Origin of the sequence: Thauera aminoaromatica (assembly GCF_000021765.1) — a bacterium.
GTDB classification, from domain to species: Bacteria; Pseudomonadota; Gammaproteobacteria; order Burkholderiales; family Rhodocyclaceae; genus Thauera; species Thauera aminoaromatica.
Map to the genome: position 1 here is coordinate 3,242,517 of NC_011662.2, position 17,698 is coordinate 3,260,214.

At 69.6% G+C, this 17,698-nt stretch carries 20 protein-coding genes, 1 tRNA gene and 1 pseudogene; 12 read left to right on the forward strand and 10 right to left on the reverse strand.

The window, feature by feature from the left end:
* Nucleotides 1-68: 68 nt before the first annotated feature.
* Genes rsxA through TMZ1T_RS14295 form a run of 7 tightly spaced genes read left to right on the forward strand, consistent with a single transcriptional unit; the run spans nucleotide 69 to nucleotide 5,456 of the window.
* The gene (rsxA, locus tag TMZ1T_RS14265; protein ID WP_004303181.1) at nucleotides 69-650 is read left to right on the forward strand and encodes an electron transport complex subunit RsxA; all 582 of its coding nucleotides are present in this window, start codon (nucleotides 69-71) and stop codon (nucleotides 648-650) included.
* A 32-nt stretch (nucleotides 651-682) separates the two neighbouring features.
* Nucleotides 683-1,222 (forward strand): RnfABCDGE type electron transport complex subunit B, encoded by a 540-nt coding sequence (locus TMZ1T_RS14270; RefSeq protein ID WP_004303179.1) that lies wholly within the window; start codon nucleotides 683-685, stop codon nucleotides 1,220-1,222.
* A 35-nt stretch (nucleotides 1,223-1,257) separates the two neighbouring features.
* Nucleotides 1,258-2,703, forward strand: a complete 1,446-nt coding sequence (gene rsxC, locus TMZ1T_RS14275) for an electron transport complex subunit RsxC (protein ID WP_004303177.1) — start codon at nucleotides 1,258-1,260, stop codon at nucleotides 2,701-2,703.
* Nucleotides 2,700-3,773, forward strand: coding sequence for an RnfABCDGE type electron transport complex subunit D (locus TMZ1T_RS14280; RefSeq protein ID WP_012585773.1), 1,074 nt, complete (start codon nucleotides 2,700-2,702; stop codon nucleotides 3,771-3,773). Before rsxC ends, TMZ1T_RS14280 begins: the two co-directional genes overlap by 4 nt.
* Nucleotides 3,770-4,426: an RnfABCDGE type electron transport complex subunit G gene (locus TMZ1T_RS14285; protein WP_012585774.1), complete on the forward strand. Its 657-nt coding sequence runs from the start codon at nucleotides 3,770-3,772 to the stop codon at nucleotides 4,424-4,426. The genes TMZ1T_RS14280 and TMZ1T_RS14285 overlap by 4 nt, the downstream gene beginning before the upstream one ends.
* Nucleotides 4,423-5,103 carry an electron transport complex subunit E gene (locus TMZ1T_RS14290; RefSeq protein ID WP_004314920.1) on the forward strand — a complete coding sequence of 227 codons (681 nt, stop codon included), beginning with the start codon at nucleotides 4,423-4,425 and terminating at the stop codon, nucleotides 5,101-5,103. Before TMZ1T_RS14285 ends, TMZ1T_RS14290 begins: the two co-directional genes overlap by 4 nt.
* A 38-nt stretch (nucleotides 5,104-5,141) precedes the next feature.
* Entirely contained in the window at nucleotides 5,142-5,456 is a 315-nt protein-coding gene (locus tag TMZ1T_RS14295; protein ID WP_012585775.1) for an RnfH family protein, read from the forward strand.
* 29 nt (nucleotides 5,457-5,485) lie between these two features.
* On the opposite strand, the gene TMZ1T_RS14300 is transcribed toward TMZ1T_RS14295, so the two are convergent.
* Both TMZ1T_RS14300 and TMZ1T_RS14305 read right to left on the reverse strand, forming a co-directional pair.
* Nucleotides 5,486-5,944 (reverse strand): MerR family transcriptional regulator, encoded by a 459-nt coding sequence (locus tag TMZ1T_RS14300; RefSeq protein ID WP_004314923.1) that lies wholly within the window; start codon nucleotides 5,942-5,944, stop codon nucleotides 5,486-5,488.
* Between the two features lie 213 nt (nucleotides 5,945-6,157).
* Complete coding sequence (locus tag TMZ1T_RS14305; protein WP_012585776.1) at nucleotides 6,158-6,799, reverse strand: TetR/AcrR family transcriptional regulator; 642 nt, start codon at nucleotides 6,797-6,799, stop codon at nucleotides 6,158-6,160.
* Between the two features lie 455 nt (nucleotides 6,800-7,254).
* Here TMZ1T_RS14305 and paaY point away from each other — a divergent pair, with 455 nt between their 5' ends.
* Nucleotides 7,255-7,863, forward strand: coding sequence for a phenylacetic acid degradation protein PaaY (gene paaY, locus TMZ1T_RS14310; RefSeq protein ID WP_004314927.1), 609 nt, complete (start codon nucleotides 7,255-7,257; stop codon nucleotides 7,861-7,863).
* 27 nt (nucleotides 7,864-7,890) lie between these two features.
* On the opposite strand, the gene TMZ1T_RS14315 is transcribed toward paaY, so the two are convergent.
* Nucleotides 7,891-8,829: a LysR family transcriptional regulator gene (locus tag TMZ1T_RS14315; protein WP_083768703.1), complete on the reverse strand. Its 939-nt coding sequence runs from the start codon at nucleotides 8,827-8,829 to the stop codon at nucleotides 7,891-7,893.
* A gap of 210 nt (nucleotides 8,830-9,039) precedes the next feature.
* Between TMZ1T_RS14315 and TMZ1T_RS14320 the strand changes: the two genes are divergently transcribed.
* Complete coding sequence (locus tag TMZ1T_RS14320) at nucleotides 9,040-10,473, forward strand: AMP-binding protein (RefSeq protein ID WP_012585778.1); 1,434 nt, start codon at nucleotides 9,040-9,042, stop codon at nucleotides 10,471-10,473.
* A gap of 33 nt (nucleotides 10,474-10,506) precedes the next feature.
* On the opposite strand, the gene TMZ1T_RS14325 is transcribed toward TMZ1T_RS14320, so the two are convergent.
* The gene (locus tag TMZ1T_RS14325; RefSeq protein WP_012585779.1) at nucleotides 10,507-10,830 is read right to left on the reverse strand and encodes an MTH1187 family thiamine-binding protein; all 324 of its coding nucleotides are present in this window, start codon (nucleotides 10,828-10,830) and stop codon (nucleotides 10,507-10,509) included.
* A 36-nt stretch (nucleotides 10,831-10,866) separates the two neighbouring features.
* A complete protein-coding gene (locus tag TMZ1T_RS14330) occupies nucleotides 10,867-11,463 on the reverse strand; it encodes a pseudouridine synthase (RefSeq protein ID WP_041589678.1) in 597 nt (198 codons plus the stop codon).
* 184 nt (nucleotides 11,464-11,647) lie between these two features.
* Between TMZ1T_RS14330 and TMZ1T_RS21810 the strand changes: the two are divergent.
* Together TMZ1T_RS21810 and TMZ1T_RS21815 are read left to right on the forward strand one after the other, a co-directional pair.
* Nucleotides 11,648-11,956 (forward strand): annotated as a pseudogene (locus tag TMZ1T_RS21810) (IS66 family transposase); the annotation flags it as partial.
* Nucleotides 11,942-12,124, forward strand: coding sequence for a transposase domain-containing protein (locus tag TMZ1T_RS21815; RefSeq protein WP_407083908.1), 183 nt, complete (start codon nucleotides 11,942-11,944; stop codon nucleotides 12,122-12,124). The pseudogene TMZ1T_RS21810 and the gene TMZ1T_RS21815, both read left to right, overlap by 15 nt.
* 79 nt (nucleotides 12,125-12,203) lie before the next feature.
* Here TMZ1T_RS21815 and TMZ1T_RS14340 read toward each other — a convergent pair.
* Nucleotides 12,204-12,291 (reverse strand) — tRNA-Ser (locus tag TMZ1T_RS14340).
* Between the two features lie 117 nt (nucleotides 12,292-12,408).
* Nucleotides 12,409-13,734, reverse strand: coding sequence for a 23S rRNA (uracil(1939)-C(5))-methyltransferase RlmD (gene rlmD / locus TMZ1T_RS14345; protein ID WP_012585781.1), 1,326 nt, complete (start codon nucleotides 13,732-13,734; stop codon nucleotides 12,409-12,411).
* Between the two features lie 243 nt (nucleotides 13,735-13,977).
* On the opposite strand from rlmD, the gene TMZ1T_RS14350 reads away from it, so the two are divergent.
* A complete protein-coding gene (locus TMZ1T_RS14350; protein ID WP_004314941.1) occupies nucleotides 13,978-14,403 on the forward strand; it encodes a hypothetical protein in 426 nt (141 codons plus the stop codon).
* 125 nt (nucleotides 14,404-14,528) lie between these two features.
* On the opposite strand, the gene bamC is transcribed toward TMZ1T_RS14350, so the two are convergent.
* From bamC to TMZ1T_RS14365, 3 genes are all read right to left on the reverse strand, one after another.
* On the reverse strand, nucleotides 14,529-15,674 hold the full coding sequence (bamC, locus tag TMZ1T_RS14355; RefSeq protein WP_004314942.1) for an outer membrane protein assembly factor BamC: 1,146 nt from the start codon (nucleotides 15,672-15,674) through the stop codon (nucleotides 14,529-14,531).
* Between the two features lie 26 nt (nucleotides 15,675-15,700).
* Nucleotides 15,701-16,579: a 4-hydroxy-tetrahydrodipicolinate synthase gene (gene dapA, locus TMZ1T_RS14360; protein ID WP_004314943.1), complete on the reverse strand. Its 879-nt coding sequence runs from the start codon at nucleotides 16,577-16,579 to the stop codon at nucleotides 15,701-15,703.
* A 136-nt stretch (nucleotides 16,580-16,715) separates the two neighbouring features.
* Nucleotides 16,716-17,642 carry a histone deacetylase family protein gene (locus tag TMZ1T_RS14365; RefSeq protein WP_004314944.1) on the reverse strand — a complete coding sequence of 309 codons (927 nt, stop codon included), beginning with the start codon at nucleotides 17,640-17,642 and terminating at the stop codon, nucleotides 16,716-16,718.
* Nucleotides 17,643-17,698: the final 56 nt, after the last annotated feature.

The window sequence follows — 17,698 nt, forward strand, 5'->3', positions numbered from 1 at the left end:
TTAACGTCAACGTCAATTAAGATGAACTTGCATGCCACTCGAACCGCTTGCAGGAACCTGATCCCGACATGAAGGAATATCTGCTGCTACTGCTCGGCACGGCCCTGGTGAACAACGTGATCCTGGTCCGCTTCCTCGGCCTGTGCCCCTTCCTCGGGGTCTCGGGCAAGCTCGAGACCGCGCTCGGCATGGGGCTCGCCACCACCTTCGTGCTCACCCTCACCTCGGGCGCGGCGTGGGTGGTCGAGCACGCCCTGCTGCAGCCGCTCGACATGCTGCACCTGCGCATCCTGACCTACATCCTGGTGATCGCCGCGGTGGTGCAGTTCACCGAGATGGCGATCCAGAAGGCCAGTCCGGTGCTGCACCACACCCTGGGCATCTACCTGCCGCTGATCACCACCAACTGCGCCGTGCTCGGCACGGCGCTGCTCAACACCCAGCAAGGCAACGGCCTGGTCGCAAGCATGCTCTATGGCGCCGGCTCGGCGCTCGGCTTCACGCTGGTGATCCTCCTCTTCGCCGGCCTGCGCGAGCGCATCGCGCTCGCGAACGTGCCCGCCGCCTTCGCCGGCGCGCCGATCGCGCTGATCACCGCCGGCCTGCTGTCGCTGGCCTTCATGGGTTTCGCCGGCCTGCCGGTGCGCTGAAACCTCCCCACGAACGCGCAAGGAGCACGACGATGACGATGATTCTCTCGGTAGTGGCGGTCGCCGCCCTGGGCCTCGCCCTGGGCTGGCTGCTCGGTCTCGCCTCGCAGTGGCTGGGAGCGACCACCGACCCGGTGGTGGAGCGCATCGCCGAGGCCCTGCCCGGTTCGCAATGCGGCCAGTGCGGCTTCGCCGGCTGCGCACAGGCGGCCGCCGCGGTGGCCGCGGGCGACGCGCCCGTCACGCTGTGCCCCCCGGGCGGGCGTGCGGTCGCCGAGAAGCTGGCGCAGATCCTCGGCGCCACCTTCGACCCGGGCAACCTGCCCGACCGCGGCCCGCTGCTGGCGCGCGTGCGCACCGACGCCTGCATCGGCTGCTCGCGCTGCATCAAGTCCTGCCCGACCGACGCCATCCTGGGTGCGACCAAGCAGCTCCACGTGGTCCTCGAAGAGGCCTGCATCGGCTGTGGCGCCTGCGCCGAGGTCTGCCCCACCGGCGGCATCGATCTCGAGGGCATCCCGGTCACCCTGCGCAACTGGCGCTGGCACAAGCCGGGCGTGGGACACGCCTGAACGCCCGCCGCAAGCACACCGGAACCCCACGCACCATGAAGATCTTCCGCTTCCGCGGCGGCATCCATCCCGAAGGGAACAAGGACCCCACCGCCTGCCATCCGATCGCCCGCCTGCCGCTGCCGCAGCGCCTGTACATCCCGCTGCAGCAGCACATCGGCGAACCGGCCGCACCCGAGGTCGAGGTCGGCGACCACGTCCTCAAGGGCCAGCGCCTCGCCCGCCACCAGGGTTCGGTTTCGGCGCCGGTGCATGCGCCCACGTCGGGCAGGGTGATCGCGATCGGCGACCACATGGCGCCGCACCCCTCCGGCCTGCCGGTGCAGACGATCACGCTCGAGCCCGATGGCGAGGAGCGCTGGATCGAGACCGAGCCGGCGGTCGACCCCTTCGCGCTCACCCGTGCCGAGGTCTCCGCACGCGTGCGCGACGCGGGCATCGTGGGCCTGGGCGGCGCGGCCTTCCCGGCCGCGGTCAAGCTGGACGCCGGCAACCGCCACCCGATCGACACGCTGATCCTCAACGGCGGCGAGTGCGAGCCCTATCTGACCTGCGACGACCGCCTGATGCGCGAGGGCGCCGGCTACGTGGTCGAGGGTGTGCGCCTGATCGCCAACGGCCTGGGCGCGAAACGCACCGTGATCGCGATCGAGGACAACAAGCCCGAGGCGCTCGAGGCGATGCGCGCGGCCGCCGCGGCCCATCCCGGCATCCACGTGCTGCGCGTGCCCTCGCGCTACCCGATGGGCTCCGAGAAGCAGCTCGTCACCACCGTGACGGGGCGCGAGATCCCCGCCGGCAAGCTCTCCGCCGAGATCGGCGTCAGCGTGCACAACGTCGGCACCGCGCTCGCGGTGTGCCGCGCGGTGCGCTTCGGCAAGCCGCTGGTGTCGCGCGTGGTCACCGTGGGCGGCGGCGCGATCCGCAACCCGCGCAACGTGGTGGTGCCGATCGGCACGCCGGCCGGGGACCTCATCGACTTCTGCGGCGGCTTCACCGAGCCCCCCACCCGCGTGCTGATGGGCGGGCCGATGATGGGCCAGGTCCTGCCCGGTCTGGAGGCGCCGGTGGTCAAGGGCACCAGCGGCATCATCGCGCTCACCGCCGCCGAGGCGCATGCGGCGAGCGAACGTGCCTGCCTGCATTGCGGGCGCTGCGTGGATGTCTGCCCGGTCGGCCTGGTGCCGCTCGAGCTCGCCGCGCGCGTGCGTGCCGGGCGTATCGACGACGCCGCCGAGCTCGGCATGGGCGACTGCCTGTCCTGCGGCTGCTGTGCCTACGTGTGCCCGGCCCACCTGCCGCTGGCCCACCTGTTCAACTATGCCAAGGGCGAGATCGCCGCCCGCCGCGAAGCCCAGCGCAAGGCCGAGGAGACACGCAAGCTGGCCGAGGCGCGCCGGCTGCGGCTGGCCGCCGAAGCCGCCGCCAAGGCCGCGCGCCGGCCCGCCCGTCCGGCCGAGACGGTGGAGACCGAATCATGACGAGCTGGACCCCGAACCGCTCCCCGGTGGCGGCGCCCCACGTGCATGGGCGCAGCAATATTCCGCAGGTCATGCGCACGGTCCTGCTCGCCCTGCTGCCGGCGACCGCGACCGGCGTGTTCCTGTTCGGCTGGCCGGCGCTCGCCACCGTGCTGCTGGCGATCGCCGGCTGCGTGGCGGCCGAGGCGGCGGCCCTGGCGATCGGCAAGCGCCCGCTGCGCCACACGCTCGCCGACGGTTCGGCCGTGGTGACCGGGCTGATCCTCGCGCTCTGCCTGCCGCCGTGGGCACCGTGGTGGCTGCCCCTGCTGGGCGGCGCGTTCGCGATCGTGGTCGGCAAGCAGGTGTTCGGCGGCCTCGGCCAGAACGTGCTCAACCCGGCGATGCTGGCGCGGGTCGCGCTGCTGGTGTCCTTCCCGCTCGAGATGACCGCCTGGGTGGCGCCGCAGCCGCTGTTCTCGCCCACGGCGCCCGGCCTGCTGGACGGCCTCGCGATCACCTTCGGCGGTGGCGCGGTGCCGGACGCCATGAGCGCGGCGACCGCGCTCGCCCCGCTCAAGCACGGCGGCGACTTCGCCGCCGGCGAGGCGCTGCTCGCGCTCGCGCTCGGCACGGTGCCGGGCAGCCTGGGCGAGACCTCCGCGCTCGCGCTGCTCGCTGGCGGCGCCCTGCTGGTGGCGCGCCGCATCGTGCCCTGGCAGATCCCCGCGGCCTTGCTCGGCACGCTCGCGCTGCTCGCGGCATTGTTCAACCAGATCGACCCCGCGCACTACCCGCCGCCGCTGCTCCACCTGCTCGGCGGCAGCGCGGTCATGTGCGCGTTCTTCATCGCCACCGATCCGGTGGGCGCCCCGGTCACCCCGCTCGGGCGGGCGATCTTCGGCGCGGGCATCGGCGCGCTGATCTACGTGATCCGTACCTGGGGCGGCTATCCCGAGGGGGTCGCCTTCGCGGTCCTGCTTATGAACGCGGCGACGCCGCTGATCGATCGCCTGGTGCGTCCGCGCCGCTACGGCCGCCTGCGCACGGGCAACCCGATCCCCCTGGCCCCGAAGGAGGATGGCCGATGAGCTCGATCGCTGCCGGCGGCCTGCGCCAGCGCCCGGGGCTGCTGCTCGGGGCATTCGCCCTCGGCTGCAGTGCCATGCTGGGCATGGGCGACCTCGCCACCCACGAGGAGATCCGCTTGCGCCAGGCCGAAGACCTGCGCAACGCCCTCGACCAGACCCTCTCCGCCGTGCCCCACGACAACAATCCGGCCGCGGACACGGTCGCGGTCGAGGACGAGGGCCGCGCGGTCACGGTGTATCGCGCGCGCCTGGCGGGCGAGGTGCGCGGTGTGGCCTTCAACTGGGTGAGCGAAGCCGGCTACGGCGGACCGATCACGCTCACCGTCGGCATCGGCCGCGACGGGCGCATCGCCAGCGTGCGCGTGCTCTCGCACAGCGAGACGCCGGGCCTGGGCGACAAGATCGACGTGCGCAAGTCGGACTGGATCCGCGGCTTCGACGGCCGCGGCCTGGACACCGGCACACGCTGGGCGGTGCGCAAGGACGGCGGCGAATTCGACCAGTTCGCCGGCGCCACCATCACCCCGCGCGCGGTGGTGGGGGCCGTCCATGCCAGCCTGAAATTCTTCGCCGGAAACCGCGCGCGCCTGCTCGCCGCGCCGGCCGGCCCCGGTGGCGACGCCGCGGCAACTCGATCGGAGACCCCGTCATGAGCGAAGTGCGCAGGGTCGTCCGCGACGGCCTGTGGGACAACAACGTGGTGTTCGCGCAGATGCTGGGCATGTGCCCGACCCTGGCCACCACCGGCAGCGCCACCAACGGGCTCGGCATGGGCTTGGCCACCACCGTGGTGCTGGTGAGCTCCGGTGTGCTCGTCTCGCTGTTCCGCAACGTCATCGCGCGCGAGGTGCGGATCGCGATCTACGTGCTCCTGATGTCCACCGTGGTCACCCTGGTCGACATGGCGATGAACGCCTGGCTGCACGAGCTGCACAAGGTGCTCGGCCTGTTCATCCCGCTGATCGTGGTCAACTGCGCGATCATGGGGCGCGCCGAAGCCTTCGCCTCCAAGCGCGCGCCCGGGATGGCAGCGCTCGACGGCCTCATGATGGGGATCGGCTTCACCCTCGCGCTGATGGTGCTGGGCGGGGTGCGCGAGGCGATCGGCCAGGGCACCTTGTTCGCCGATGCCTCGATGCTGCTCGGCCAGCACTTCGCCTTTCTCGAACTGCGCCTCGAGGGCTACCGCGGCGTGCTGCTGATGATCCTGCCCCCGGGCGGCTTCCTCGCCCTCGGCTTTCTGGTCGCGGCACGCCAGCGCATGCTCGCCCGCGCCCGCGCGCGCAGCCTCGGCGCCAGCGCAGGTGCCGGGATCACCGCGGGCACCTGATCGAAGCGCAATCGCACACTGCACTGCAGGAGGGAAGGATGAAGATCAGCGTCAGCTACGCGCACCCCGCGAAACCGGCGTGGATGCGCCTCGATGTGGACGAAGGCTGCACGCTGCGTGCGGCGATCGAGCGCTCGGGCATCCTCGCGCGTTACGAGGACATCGACCTGGAGCGCAACAAGGTGGGGATCTTCGGCAAGATCAAGCCGCTCGAGACCGTGCTCGCCGAAGGCGACCGGGTGGAGATCTACCAGCCGATCGTGATCGACCCCAAGACCGCGCCGCGCCGCAAGCGCACGGGCGCGGACGGCGGCGACGGGACCGAGGGGGCCGAGCGGCCTGAAGGGGACTGATCGGGCGGCCCGGATGCGGGCGCGCGCCGCTAGGCGCTCGGGCTCGTCGCCGCCTTCGGATGCGGTGCCCGCGCGGCGATCGAGCGCAGCGCCTCCTTCTCGGCCGCGCCGATCTCGTCGAGGATGGCGCGGATGTCTTCCATCTGGCGTTCGAGCATCGCCCTGCGCGCACCGAGCAGTTCCATGAAGTGCGACATCTGTGCCTGCTCGCCGGGTGCGTTGTCGTAGAGGTCGAAGAGTTCGCGCGTCTCCTGCAGCGAGAAACCCAGCCGCTTGCCGCGCAGGATCAGGCTCAGGCGCACACGGTCGCGGCGGCTGTAGATGCGCCGGCTGCCGCGACGGGCCGGGCTGATCAGGCCCTGGTCCTCGTAATAGCGGATCGCGCGCGTGGTGATGTCGAACTCCTTGGCGAGATCGGATATCGTATACGTCGTCGCATTCGCCGATTCGCGCACCCGGCCAGCCCTTCCGGCGATCTCTTGATTCATTTCATTCTCCGTTCTGCGATGTCCGCCCATGCCCCATTCTCACGCCGCTCGCACGACGGGGCTCGCACCGGGCTCGCATGCAATCGCATCCGACCTGGATGATTGCACAGAAGTTCCGCTAACGTAAACGTCAACGAACGTCCGCGCAAGGACTTGCGCAGCCGTGTGATCCGGGCGCCACCGGGAAGTCGTTGTCCGCGGCGACCCGGGCCTTCAAGGCAGCGCGATCTCGACCGCCGCGGCGGACGGATGGCCCGCCTGCGCGGCGAAGCCCGCGACGCCCTGCAGGAAGATCCGCGCCACCACCCGGGCCATGTCCTCGTAGGACAGCGGACCATCCGGGCGCAGCCAGGTGAAGGTCCAGTTCATCATCCCGAACAGCGCCATCGTGACCGCCTTGTCGAGCGCCACGACGCGCAGGCCGGGCTCGACCGCCTCGATCGCGAGCGCGAAGGCGTGCACCACCCGGCGTTCCTGTTCGTGGATGCGCGCGCGCTGCTCGGGGCTGAGGAACTTGACGTCCTGGATCAGCACGACGTGCTGCCGCCGCCCGCCCTCATATGCCTGCATGAAGCGCAGGATCAGGCGCTCGAGACGCTCGCGCGGCGACTCTGCCGCGGCCTCGACATCCGCCACGATCGCCAGCAGATCCTCGACGTGGCCCGCGGCGATGTCGTAGAGGATGTGTTCCTTGTCGCGGTAGTAGTGATAGAGCAGCGCCTTGGAAACCCCGCACGCGCGCGCGATCTCCGCCATCGACGCGTTATGGAAGCCTTCGGCCGCGAAGAGGCCCGCGGCGGCGTCGAGGATCGTCGCGCGCTGCAACTGGAAGGTCGGCGCCTTGCCTCTGGCCATCGGGGTCTCGCTCCTGTGCTGCGGCCGCTCCGTGGTGCGCAGGCGCACGCACGCCGACCGGGTTGTCCGGGGCACACCGAGGGGGCACGCCGCACGCCCTCGGCGCCTGTCGTCGCCGATCGAGAGGATCGTCCGCATCGCCTCGCCCCTGCATCCTTGCGGGTCGCGGGCTCGTGCTTGCGCTCGATCGCCGTTAACAGGATTGTGCCCGGCAACAGATCCGACCAACCAGTCGATCAATAACAATGTTGCGCTACATCAAGACACGAGTGGTTTTCTTGCACCCCTGCTTGCGTGCCGCGCCCTTCCCATGCACTCACGCGCGCCCTGCACCGCAGCCGGGACCGGGGCCCGTCCTCGATCCGCAGGCCGCGCATCGACGCGAGGGGCGACGCGCCCCGCGCACCGGCATGCTACTGTCGGCCGCACGAATTCCATCCCATCGGAGCCCAGCCATGCCCTGCTACGAAATCGACGGCGTCCGCCCGGTCGTCCATCCCACCGCCTACGTGCATCCCGACGCCGTGCTGATCGGCGACGTGTTCGTCGGCGCCGGCTGCTACGTCGCCCCGCTCGCCTCGCTGCGCGGCGACTTCGGCCGCATCGTGCTCGAGGAGGGCAGCAATGTGCAGGACGCTTGCGTGCTGCACAGCTTTCCCGGCATCGACACCGTGGTCGAGGTCAACGGCCATGTCGGCCATGCCGCGGTGCTGCACGCCTGTCGGATCGGGCGCAACGCGCTGGTCGGCATGAACGCGGTGGTGATGGACCATGCGGAGGTGGGCGAAGGCAGCATCATCGCCGCCGCCGCCTTCGTGAAGGCGGAAATGAAGATCCCTCCCGGCGTGCTGGTGGCGGGTGTGCCGGCCAAGGTGCTGCGCGAGCTCACCGAGCAGGAGCGCAAGTGGAAGGTGATCGGCACCGACTGCTACCAGAACCTCGCCCGCCGCAGCCTCGCCAGCCTGAAGCCCTGCGAACCGCTGCGCGAGGGCGACCGCGAGCGCGCGCGCTTCGAGATGCCCGACGTCATGCCGCTGAGCGACGCGCGCCGGCGTGCCGGCTGAACGCTCGACGCGGCTGCGCCGGACCGCTCACGCGAAGGGATAGGGCCACTCGTCCTGTCCGTCGGAGAACAGCCCCGCGACCAGCGTGCGCAGCCAGCGGTTGCGCGGGTCGTGGTGGAAGCCACGGTGCCAGTGCTGGTACAGCTCGATATGCGGGATCGCCAGCGGCGGCTCGGCCATGCGCACCTTCTCGCCCACGCGCGTGAAGTAATGACCGATCGCATGCGGCAGCGTCACCACCAGGTCCGAGCGCCCGATGATGCCGGGCAGGCTCATGAAGTGCGGGGTGCGCAGCACGATGCGGCGCTGGATGCGCAGACGCTCGAGGTATTTCTCGAAGATCTCCTGGCTGCGCCCCTTGGCACGGACCGCGGCGTGCTCGAGCGAGAGGAAGCGCTCGAGCGACAGCTGACGGTCCTGCACCGGATGATCGGCACGCAACAGGCACACGAAGCGGTGATCGAGCAGCTTCTCGCGGTAGAAGCCGGCGGCGTCGAGGTCGGGGTAATAGCCGATCGCCAGATCGACCTCTCCATCCTCCATCGCGCGCATCAGCTCTCCCGGCGCGAGCGTCACCGAATCGAGCATGGCCAGCGGCGCGAGGCGGCGCACGCTGTCGAGGATGCGCGGCAGGAAGACCAGCTCGCCCACGTCCGAGAGGGCGACGGTGAGGTTGCCCTCGTATTTCGCCGGGTCGAAGCGGTCGGCGACGAAGAAATCGGTTTCCAGCCGCGCCAGCATCGCCCGCGCGCTGCTCGCCAGCGCATGCGTGCGCGCGGTGGGCGTGACACCCGACGCCGTCTTGATGAACAGCGGCTCGCCGAGCGCGCGGCGCAGGCGGCCGAGCGCACTGCTCACGGTCGGCTGGCTCAGGCCGAGGTGCTCCGCGGCACGACTCACGCTGCCGGCCTCATAGACCGCGAGCAGGACACGCAGCAGGTTCAGGTCGAAGTCGCGCAGACTCATGCGGGCCCGAGTGTTATTGATAGGGTCAATAAAGGTAATCCATTCATTGGTATTGTGCAGCATCGCCCGGGGGAATTTAATGGTCCGGACAAACAGATGACGTCCCCGCCCGCGAGGGGAGTCCTGCCGAGGAGACACACCGATCATGTCCACCCATCCCATTTCGGGCCACGCGCCCGCGCTGCGAACCACCGTCTGCGGAGCGACATCATGAACGCCGCCGAATGGCTGCTCGCCGGCGATCCCGCGCGGATCGCGCTGATCGAGGGCGATGTCCGCATCGACTACGCCGGCCTGCGTGCCGATTCCATCCGCAGCGCCGCGGCCCTGCTCGACGCCGGGCTGCGCCCCGGCGACGCCTGCGTGCTCGCGCTGCCCGACGGCATCGAATGGGCCGCCGCCTTCATCGGCATGCTGTGGGCGGGGGTGCGGCCGATCGCGATCAACCCGCGCACCGCCACCACGCAACTCGCCGACCTGATGCTGGACTCGGGCGCCGCCGCGGCGCTGCTCGAGGACGAAGCCGCGCGTGCGCTCGGCGACAAGCGCGCGATCGACCTCGGCGAATGGCGCCGCCGGGTGGAGCGCGCCACCGCGACGCCCGCAGCCGCGCAGGCAGCCGACGACGATCCGGCGTTCCTGCTGTACTCCTCCGGCACCACCGGCCGCCCCAAGGGCATCCTCCATGCCCACCGCGCGATCCGTTATGCCCACGTGTTCGCCCGCGACCTTCTCGGTGCGCGCCCGGAGCACCGCTTCTATTCCAGCTCCAAGCTGTTCTTCGCCTACCCGCTCGCCAACGCCTTCTTCGCCGGCCTGCGCCTGGGCGCCACCGTCGTGCTCGACCCCGAATGGCCCGACCCGGCGCGCGTCGCGGCGATGGTCGAGCGCCACGAGCCGCACATCTTCTTCAGCGTGCCCACCCTCTACCGCCGCCTGATCGATGCCGGCGTGCGTTTCCGCGGCGTGCACGCCGCGGGCTCCGCCGGTGAAGCCTGTCCGCCCGCGCTTGCGCGCGACTGGCAGGCGATGACCGGAGTGCCGCTGGTCAATGGCTACGGCACCACCGAGACGCTGTCGCTGGTGCTCTACCGCACGCCGGAGATGGACGCCGCGTGCCCCACTCCACTCACCGAGATCCATCCGGAGCAGCTCACCAGCGGCGAGCTCGAGACCTGGCGGCTGTGGTTCTCCCACCCCGCAGTCGCGCTCGGTTATACGCGCGTGGTCACCCACGACAGCGCGCGCTTCGCCGACGGCCGCTTCGCCCCCGGCGACGTGTTCCGCCGTGCCCCCGACGGGGAAGGCTGGCTGTTCGCCGGCCGCAGCGACCAGCTCGTCAAGGTGTTCGGCCGCTGGGTGGACGTGGTCGCGGTCGAGCAGGCCGTGCAGGAACGCATGCGCGGCAAGGCCGAGGAGGTGTGCGTGATCCCGGCGCAGGGCGAGGACGCGGACATGATCCGCCTGCACCTCTTCGCCATTCCCGGCGACCTGCCGCCACCGCAGGTGCTGGCCGCCGCGCAGGCCGCGATCGAGAGCCTGCCGCCCTACCAGCGCCCCGAGAAGATCCACCTCGTGGACCACTTCCCGCGCACCGACACCGGCAAGCTGCGCCGCAACGAGCTCGCGCGCAGCACCGGCTGAAGCGCGTCCTTGCCGAGCGCGGCCCCGGACCTGTCAGGCACCGGGGCCGCTCGCCGCCCGGTCGAGCGCCCGCTCGACGCTGTCGATCTTGTCCTGCATCGTCTGCTCGCGGTCGGTGCGCGTGCCCAGGCGGATCGAGGTGGTGATGCGCGGCGCGCCCATCGCATGGACGATCTCGTGGCAGCGCTTGACCGCGGCCATCACCTCGTCCCACTCGCCCTCGATATTGGTACCGTAGGCATGGAGCTGCGACACGAGGCCCGCCTCGCGGATCACCCGCTCGCAAGCCGCCACATAGGATGAAACCGACAGCCCCACGCCGAGCGGAACCACGCACAGATCGAGAATGACTTTCACGGACGCCTCCACCAGCGCTCTTCGAAACGCCCGATTCTAGCGCCGCAACCGGCCCCTGCGCGCCGCCGCCGGAGCACCAGCGGGCAGGACCTCCGCAATTTCCGCGCCCGCCAGCTCGCGCCACTCGCCCACGCCCAGCCCGGCCAAGGTCCAGGGCCCGATTGCGACCCGAACCAGCCGCAACGTGGGATGGTCGACCTTGGCCGTCATCCGGCGTACCTGGCGGTTCTTGCCCTCGCACAGCACGATCTCGATCCAACTCGTCGGCACCGACTTGCGAAAGCGCACGGGGGGATCGCGCGGCCACAGCCAGTCGGGCGCCGGCATGCGGCGCGCGGCGCACGGCAAGCTGCGGAAGTCCCCCAGATCTACCCCCGCACGCAGGATCGCCAGCGCGGCCTCGTCGATCTCCCCCTCCACCTGCACCAGATAGGTCTTGGCCAGCTTGTGGCGCGGATCGGCAATGCGGTGCTGCAGGGCACCGTCGCCGGTGAGCAGCACCAGGCCCTCGCTGTCGGCATCGAGGCGGCCCGCGGCATAGACACCGGGCACCTCCACGTAGTCCTTCAGCGTGCGGCGACCGGCTTCGTCGGTGAACTGGCACAGCACGCCGAACGGCTTGTTGAGCAGCAAGAGGCGTGTCTCAGCTCGTCCTTCGGCAGAAGTGTCGGATTTTTTTACACCCGATGAAGGCTCGCACTTGGGCACTCGTTTCGGCAAATCCATGAAATTCCTGTGTTTCCTCATTCCAGGGGCTTCTTAGGCATGTCGGCAAGAATTCCATAACCATGAATTTGGCCGGGAGCATGCGCAATGCCGTTTCGTCGATGTCAGCAAGGGGCTGCCCGCCGGCAAGCACCGCCGCGCCCACGAAGTGCTGGTCCTGATCGGCAAGCTCTACGCCATCGAGAAGAACACGCGCAAACTCAAGGCCACCGAGTGGCTCGCGCTACGCCAGGGCCGAAGCCGCGCTGTCATCAATGAACGGCGCTGCTGTCGTGACCAAGTGCTCCCTACCGTGCCACCGTCCTCGGTGCTCGGAGGTGCGCTGGGCGACTTGCATCGGCAGTGGCCGCGTCCGACGCGCTACCTCGAGCGCGGCGATCTGCCGATCGACAACAACCCGGCCGAAAACGCCAAGGCCAACGGCGTCGAGCCGTACCTGTGGCTGCGCCAAGTGCTGCGCGCCTTGCCCACCACGACCACCGTCGAACACTTCGAGGCCCTCCTGCCTTGGAATCTCGAGGCGGAGCAGTTGATCACATACGGAGTGAGAATTCTCCACAAACAATAAAGCCCCGGCTAGCGGGGCTTTTTGTCGCCATCTTCAAGCTGCTGCGCGCTCAATGGAATGCGCTGAATGCCTTTATCATTGGCGGAAGCTCAGGGATTCGAACCCTGGAACCCTTGCGGGTTGCCGGTTTTCAAGACCGGTGCAATCGACCACTCTGCCAAGCTTCCTGCGTACTACCTAAAACAAATTTCAAGACCGTTGCATTCGACCGCTCTGCCAAGCTTCCGCAAGACTGCAAAGTATACCACCGCGACGCACCCACATCGGAGGGCGAGCGCCCCCGCTCAGCCCGGCCCGACTTCAGTCCCCGGGGTGCGCTCGAAGAGCGCCACGGACTCGACGTGCGAGGTCTGCGGGAACATGTTGGCGATCCCCGCCGCGGCGAGCCGATAGCCCTTCTCGTGCACCAGCACCGCGGCGTCGCGCGCCAGGGTCGCCGGGTTGCACGACACATACACGATCCGCGATGGCCCGCGTGACGGGTCGATCGCCTTCACCACCGCGATCGCGCCCTCGCGCGGCGGATCGATCAACAGCTTGTCCAGCCGGCCGAGCGCGGCCAGGCTGTCCTCGGTGGTCTCGAACAGATTCGCGGCGTGGAACTCACAGCGCGCCGCGAGCCCATTGCGCGCCGCGTTGGCATGGGCGCGCTCGACCAGGGCCTCGCTGCCCTCCACACCCACCACCTCGGCGCCGAGGCGCGCGATCGGCAGGCTGAAGTTTCCCAGCCCGCAGAACAGGTCTGCGATACGCTCGCCCGGGCGCGGGTCGAGCAGTTGCATCGAACGCCGGATCAGCAGTCGATTGATGTCTGCGTTCACCTGGGTGAAGTCGGTAGGGCGGAAATCCAGCCGCAGGCCGAACTCGGGCAAGGTGTAGAACGGTAGCTGCGCGTTCGCCGGGTGCAGAGGCCGCGCCGAATCGGGGCCCGCGGGCTGGACCCAGGCCTGGATGCCCTCGGCATCGGCGAAGGCGGCGAGCTGCTTCTCGTCCGCCGCGGAGAACGGCAGCAGGTTGCGAAACACGAACACGGTGCTGTCCTCGCCCACCGCGATCTCGACCTGAGGCAGGCGATCCGCGATCGACAGCCCGGCCAGCATCGTGCGCAGGCGCGGCAGCAGCGCCGAGATCGCCGGCGGCAGCACCGGGCAGGTGCGCATGTCGACGATGTAGCTCGAGCGGCGCTCGTGAAAACCCACGCGCAGCCCACCCTTGCTCGGCACCAGGCGCACGCCCAGGCGCGCGCGGTAGCGGTAGCCCCAGGCGGGACCGTGGATCGCCGGCAGGATGCGGTCGGCGTGCAGCTTGCCGATGTGGCGCAGCGCGTCCTCGAGGAGGCGCTGCTTCACCGCGGCCTGCGCATCCGCATCCAGATGTTGCATGGAGCAGCCACCACACACGCCGTAATGCGGGCAGCGCGGCGCCACGCGCTGCGCGCTCGGGCGCAGCACGCGCACCACCTCACCCTGCTCGTAACTCGGTTTGGCACGCCGCACGACGTATTCGACGCGCTCGCCCGGCAGGGCGCCCTCGACGAATACCGCCTTGCCCTCGACGCGGGTCACGCCACGGCCTTCGTGGTCCAGGGAATCGATCTTGGCTGTCGGCATGGTCGTGCGAGAGGGTTCGGGAAGCGCGCGATTCTACCGCGCCACGCCTGCGCGGATGTCCGCTTCAGGCAATGTCTCCTTACCTTTGGGCCCCACTTGCGCGCCGCCACCTCATCCGGACGACATGATCCCCCATGCTAGAATCTTTGTGCATTGCGGCATCCAGCGCGGAAGACGGGGTCTCCCGGCGTCCGCCGAAACAAGCCGTACGCACCCCGACCCCCAGAACAAGGAAGACAGACCATGAAGCATTCCATCCTCGCCGCCGCCCTCGTCGCCCTCGCCGTGTCTGCCTGCGGCAAGAAGGAAGAGCCGGTCGCGGTTCAGCCGGCACCCTCGGCCCAGGAACAGATGAAGGAATCGGCCGCCCAGGCGGTGGAAGCGGCCAAGGAGAGCGCGAAGGCCGCCGGCGACGCTGCCGCGGCCGGCGCGCAGGCCGTCAAGCAAGAGGCCGCCGCGGCGGTCGAGGCGACCAAGGAAGCCGCCGCTACCGCGGCCGCCAAGGCGGACGCTGCTGCCGACGCGGCTGCGAAGAAGGCCGACGCCGCGGTCGAGGCGGTCAAGGACGCCGCCGCCGAAGCCAAAGCCGACACCGTCGATGCCGCGGCCCAAGCCAAGGCGGCCGCCGAAGCTGCCGTCGGCGCCGCCAAGGAATCGGCTGCGAAGTAAGCGCCCGCTGCACGACGCGGAAAAAAGCCGGCTTCATGCCGGCTTTTTTCATGCTGTCGCTTCGCAGAAGGCCGCTCCCGCGGTCGGGGGACACGGCCTCGTTGAGGCCCTCTCCCCCTTGTAGTTCAGCGCAGTTGTTCGCGCAGCAGGCCCAGCATGCGGCGCGCAGTGTCGGAGTTGTCGAGCCCGCCCTCGCGGGTGAGCACACTGACCCGCGAAGCCTCGCCCTGCCCCTGCACGCGCAGACGGTATTCGCTCCCCCCGGCGGCCGGCTTGGCGTCGCTGCGCCAGAAGGCAAGCCGCGACAGGAAGCCCTTCTCGGGGCTGCGGTTGTCCGCATCCGGGTCGACGTAGCGCACGAAGTACAAGCCCTGCGCACGGTCGCGGTCCTCGACCGTGAAGCCGATGCGGTCGAGCGCGAGGCCGACGCGACGCCAGGCACGATCGAAGGCCTCGTCCATCACCAGCATTACCTGGCCGTCGGGCGCGGCGGCGATACGCGCCCGCTCCGACGCCTGCTGCGGCGTGGCGATTGCGGCCTCCGCGCGCGCTTCCTCCGCGCCGAGGCGGACCATCAGGCGGCGCAGCATCTCGGCCTCGAGTTCGGGGTCGGCCGGACGCGGTTGCCAGATCGTCGAGTCCTTGGCCTCGGTCGGGTAGATCTCCATCATGCCGCGGTGCGAGATGTAAACCTCCACCGTGCCCGTCTCCTTGCCCTGCTCGAGGCGGGTGCGGAACTTGTCGCGCTCGGGGGTCGAGAACAGGCCGTCGAGCACCTTGCCGATGCTGGAACGGAGAAAATCCTGCGGGATCTTGGCGCGATCCTCGGCCCAGTCGGTCTCCATGACGCCGATTTCCGGGCTGTCGATGTTGAGGATGAAGCCGAGTTCGAGCCAGAAATCCTTGATCTGCGGCCACAGCTCCTCGGGCGTGCCACCCACCACCAGCCAGCGCTGGCTGCCCGCGCGCTCGATGCGCATGGTGTCGGACTTGGCGAGCACCGCAGGACCACTGGAGGCCTGCGCCGGCTGGCCGGCACGATCGGCCGTGTAGGCGGAGTAGGTGGCGACGCCGCGCGGGGCGACATCGGGCACGGCGAAGCGGTCGTCGCGCTGCGGCGCGGTGAGATCGGGCGGGATCTCGAGGGGGCGTTCGATCTGTTTCGCGCTCTTGTAGTCGATGCGCTTGGATTCGAGCAGCGATCCTGAACAACCGCCGAGCGCGATCGAGAGCGCGAGCAGGGACAGGGAGGTGCGCTTGGAGCGGATCATGGAAGTCCTGGGCAGAGAGGTTCGGATCAGGCCTGGATGCCGGCCTTGCGCATCGCCGCGCGCACGCGCTCGTGATGGGCTGCGGACAGCGGGGTGAGGGGCAGGCGGAGGCCGTCGCCGATCAGCCCCATGCGCGCCACCGCCCACTTCACCGGGATCGGGTTGGCCTCGCAGAAGAGGTCGCGATGCAGGCCGGTGAGCCCGGCGTTGGTCTCGCGCAGCGTGCGCATGTCTCCCGCGGCGGCGGCCGCGCACAGCGCATGCATGGCGCGCGGCGCGACGTTGGCGGTCACCGAGATGACGCCGTGGCCGCCGAGCATCAGGAAGGCGGCAGACGTCATGTCGTCGCCGCTGTAGAGCCCGAAGTCCGCCGGCGCACGCTCGATGAGGTCGCAGGCGCGGTCGAGGTTGCCGGTGGCGTCCTTGAGGCCGACGATGTTGGGCACCTCGGCAAGGCGCATCACGGTTTCGTTGGCGAGGTCGGCGACGGTGCGGCCAGGCACGTTGTAGAGGATCAGCGGCAGCTCGACCGCCTCGGCGATGGTGCGGAAGTGGCGGTAGAGGCCTTCCTGGGTGGGCCTGTTGTAGTAGGGCACCACCGAAAGATGCGCGTTCGCACCGGCCTGCGCGGCGAAGCGTGCGAGTTCGACCGCCTCGGCGGTGGAGTTGGCACCGGTCCCGGCGATCACCGGCACGCGCCCCGCGCAGTGCTCGACGGCCACACGGATCAGCTCGCAATGTTCGTCCACGGTGACCGTGGGCGACTCGCCGGTCGTGCCGACGATCACGATGCCGTCGGTACCTTCGGCGATGTGCCAGTCGATGAGGCTGCGCAGGCGGGGGAAATCCAGGCTGCCGTCGTCGTGCATGGGCGTGACGATGGCGACAAGCGATCCGGTAATCATGGCATCCGACAGTGAATTAAAGCTGGGATTCTAACCGATCGCCGCGCGCGGTCGAGCCCGCCGCTGTTACAGGACGCGGCCGGCAGGCCCTTTGCGCGGGCGTGCCGGCCGGCGGCGGCGGCTCGGCGAGCGGGGCTCAGAGATCGGCCAGGGTCTTGATGTGGGCCACCACCGAGCGCGCCAGCGAGGACAGCGAATAGCCGCCTTCGAGCACGGAAACGATGCGCTTGTGGCCACAGGACTCGGCGACGCCCTTGATCTGCTGAGTGGCCCAGATGTAGTCGGCCTCGAGCAGGCCGAGCGAACCCATGTCGTCCTCGTAGTGCGCGTCGAACCCGGCGGAAATGAAGATCATCTGCGGGCTGTGGCTGCGCAGCGCGGGCACGACGATGTCGCCGAAGACCTGTCGGAAGGCATCGCCCCGCGTACCCGCCGGCAGCGGCACGTTGCACATGTGCGCGGGGGGATTCTCGGTGCCGCAATACGGGTAGAAGGGATGCTGGAAGATCCCCGCCATCATCACCCGCGGGTCGTTGCGGAAGATGTCCTCGGTGCCGTTGCCGTGGTGCACGTCGAAGTCGACCACCGCGACGCGCTCCAGCCCGTGTGCCTCGAGCGCATGACGGGCAGCGATGGCAACATTGTTCATGAAGCAGAACCCCATCGCCTTGGCGCGTTCGGCATGGTGGCCGGGCGGACGCACCGCGCAGAACGCGTTCTCGATCTCGCCCTTCATCACCAGGTCGGTGGCGTACACCCCCGCACCCGCCGAACGCAGCGCCGCCTTCATCGTGCCCGGGCTCATCGCGGTGTCGGGGTCGAGGTGGCGAATGCCGTGCTCCGGCACGCTCTCGATCAGGTTGTCGAAATACTCGGCCGGATGCACGCGCAGGATGTGCTCGCGCTCGGCGAGCGGCGCATCGAAAAAGGACACGTACATATCCAGCCCCGACGCGATCAGGCGATCGTTGATCGCCGACAACCGGTCGGGGCACTCGGGATGCATCGCGCCCATGTCGTGCAACCAGCAGTCACGGTGAGTAATGAATGCTGTCGTGGTCATACTCCTCCCTCTCGCCTCGCGGACGACGGACGCGGGGCGAAACGCACCCCGCGCCG

Bases quoted from the DNA above. Each gene is read 5' to 3' on its own strand.
- TMZ1T_RS14290 (WP_004314920.1), top strand. From the start codon at position 4,423: ATGAGCGAAGTGCGCAGGGTCGTCCGCGACGGCCTGTGGGACAACAAC.
- dapA (WP_004314943.1), bottom strand. From the start codon at position 16,579: ATGATTACCGGATCGCTTGTCGCCATCGTCACGCCCATGCACGACGAC.
- bamC (WP_004314942.1), bottom strand. From the start codon at position 15,674: ATGATCCGCTCCAAGCGCACCTCCCTGTCCCTGCTCGCGCTCTCGATC.
- TMZ1T_RS14280 (WP_012585773.1), top strand. From the start codon at position 2,700: ATGACGAGCTGGACCCCGAACCGCTCCCCGGTGGCGGCGCCCCACGTG.
- TMZ1T_RS14305 (WP_012585776.1), bottom strand. From the start codon at position 6,799: ATGGCCAGAGGCAAGGCGCCGACCTTCCAGTTGCAGCGCGCGACGATC.
- rlmD (WP_012585781.1), bottom strand. From the start codon at position 13,734: ATGCCGACAGCCAAGATCGATTCCCTGGACCACGAAGGCCGTGGCGTG.
- rsxA (WP_004303181.1), top strand. From the start codon at position 69: ATGAAGGAATATCTGCTGCTACTGCTCGGCACGGCCCTGGTGAACAAC.
- TMZ1T_RS14270 (WP_004303179.1), top strand. From the start codon at position 683: ATGACGATGATTCTCTCGGTAGTGGCGGTCGCCGCCCTGGGCCTCGCC.
- TMZ1T_RS14300 (WP_004314923.1), bottom strand. From the start codon at position 5,944: ATGAATCAAGAGATCGCCGGAAGGGCTGGCCGGGTGCGCGAATCGGCG.
- rsxC (WP_004303177.1), top strand. From the start codon at position 1,258: ATGAAGATCTTCCGCTTCCGCGGCGGCATCCATCCCGAAGGGAACAAG.
- paaY (WP_004314927.1), top strand. From the start codon at position 7,255: ATGCCCTGCTACGAAATCGACGGCGTCCGCCCGGTCGTCCATCCCACC.
- TMZ1T_RS14320 (WP_012585778.1), top strand. From the start codon at position 9,040: ATGAACGCCGCCGAATGGCTGCTCGCCGGCGATCCCGCGCGGATCGCG.
- TMZ1T_RS14315 (WP_083768703.1), bottom strand. From the start codon at position 8,829: ATGAGTCTGCGCGACTTCGACCTGAACCTGCTGCGTGTCCTGCTCGCG.
- TMZ1T_RS14285 (WP_012585774.1), top strand. From the start codon at position 3,770: ATGAGCTCGATCGCTGCCGGCGGCCTGCGCCAGCGCCCGGGGCTGCTG.
- TMZ1T_RS14350 (WP_004314941.1), top strand. From the start codon at position 13,978: ATGAAGCATTCCATCCTCGCCGCCGCCCTCGTCGCCCTCGCCGTGTCT.
- TMZ1T_RS14365 (WP_004314944.1), bottom strand. From the start codon at position 17,642: ATGACCACGACAGCATTCATTACTCACCGTGACTGCTGGTTGCACGAC.
- TMZ1T_RS14295 (WP_012585775.1), top strand. From the start codon at position 5,142: ATGAAGATCAGCGTCAGCTACGCGCACCCCGCGAAACCGGCGTGGATG.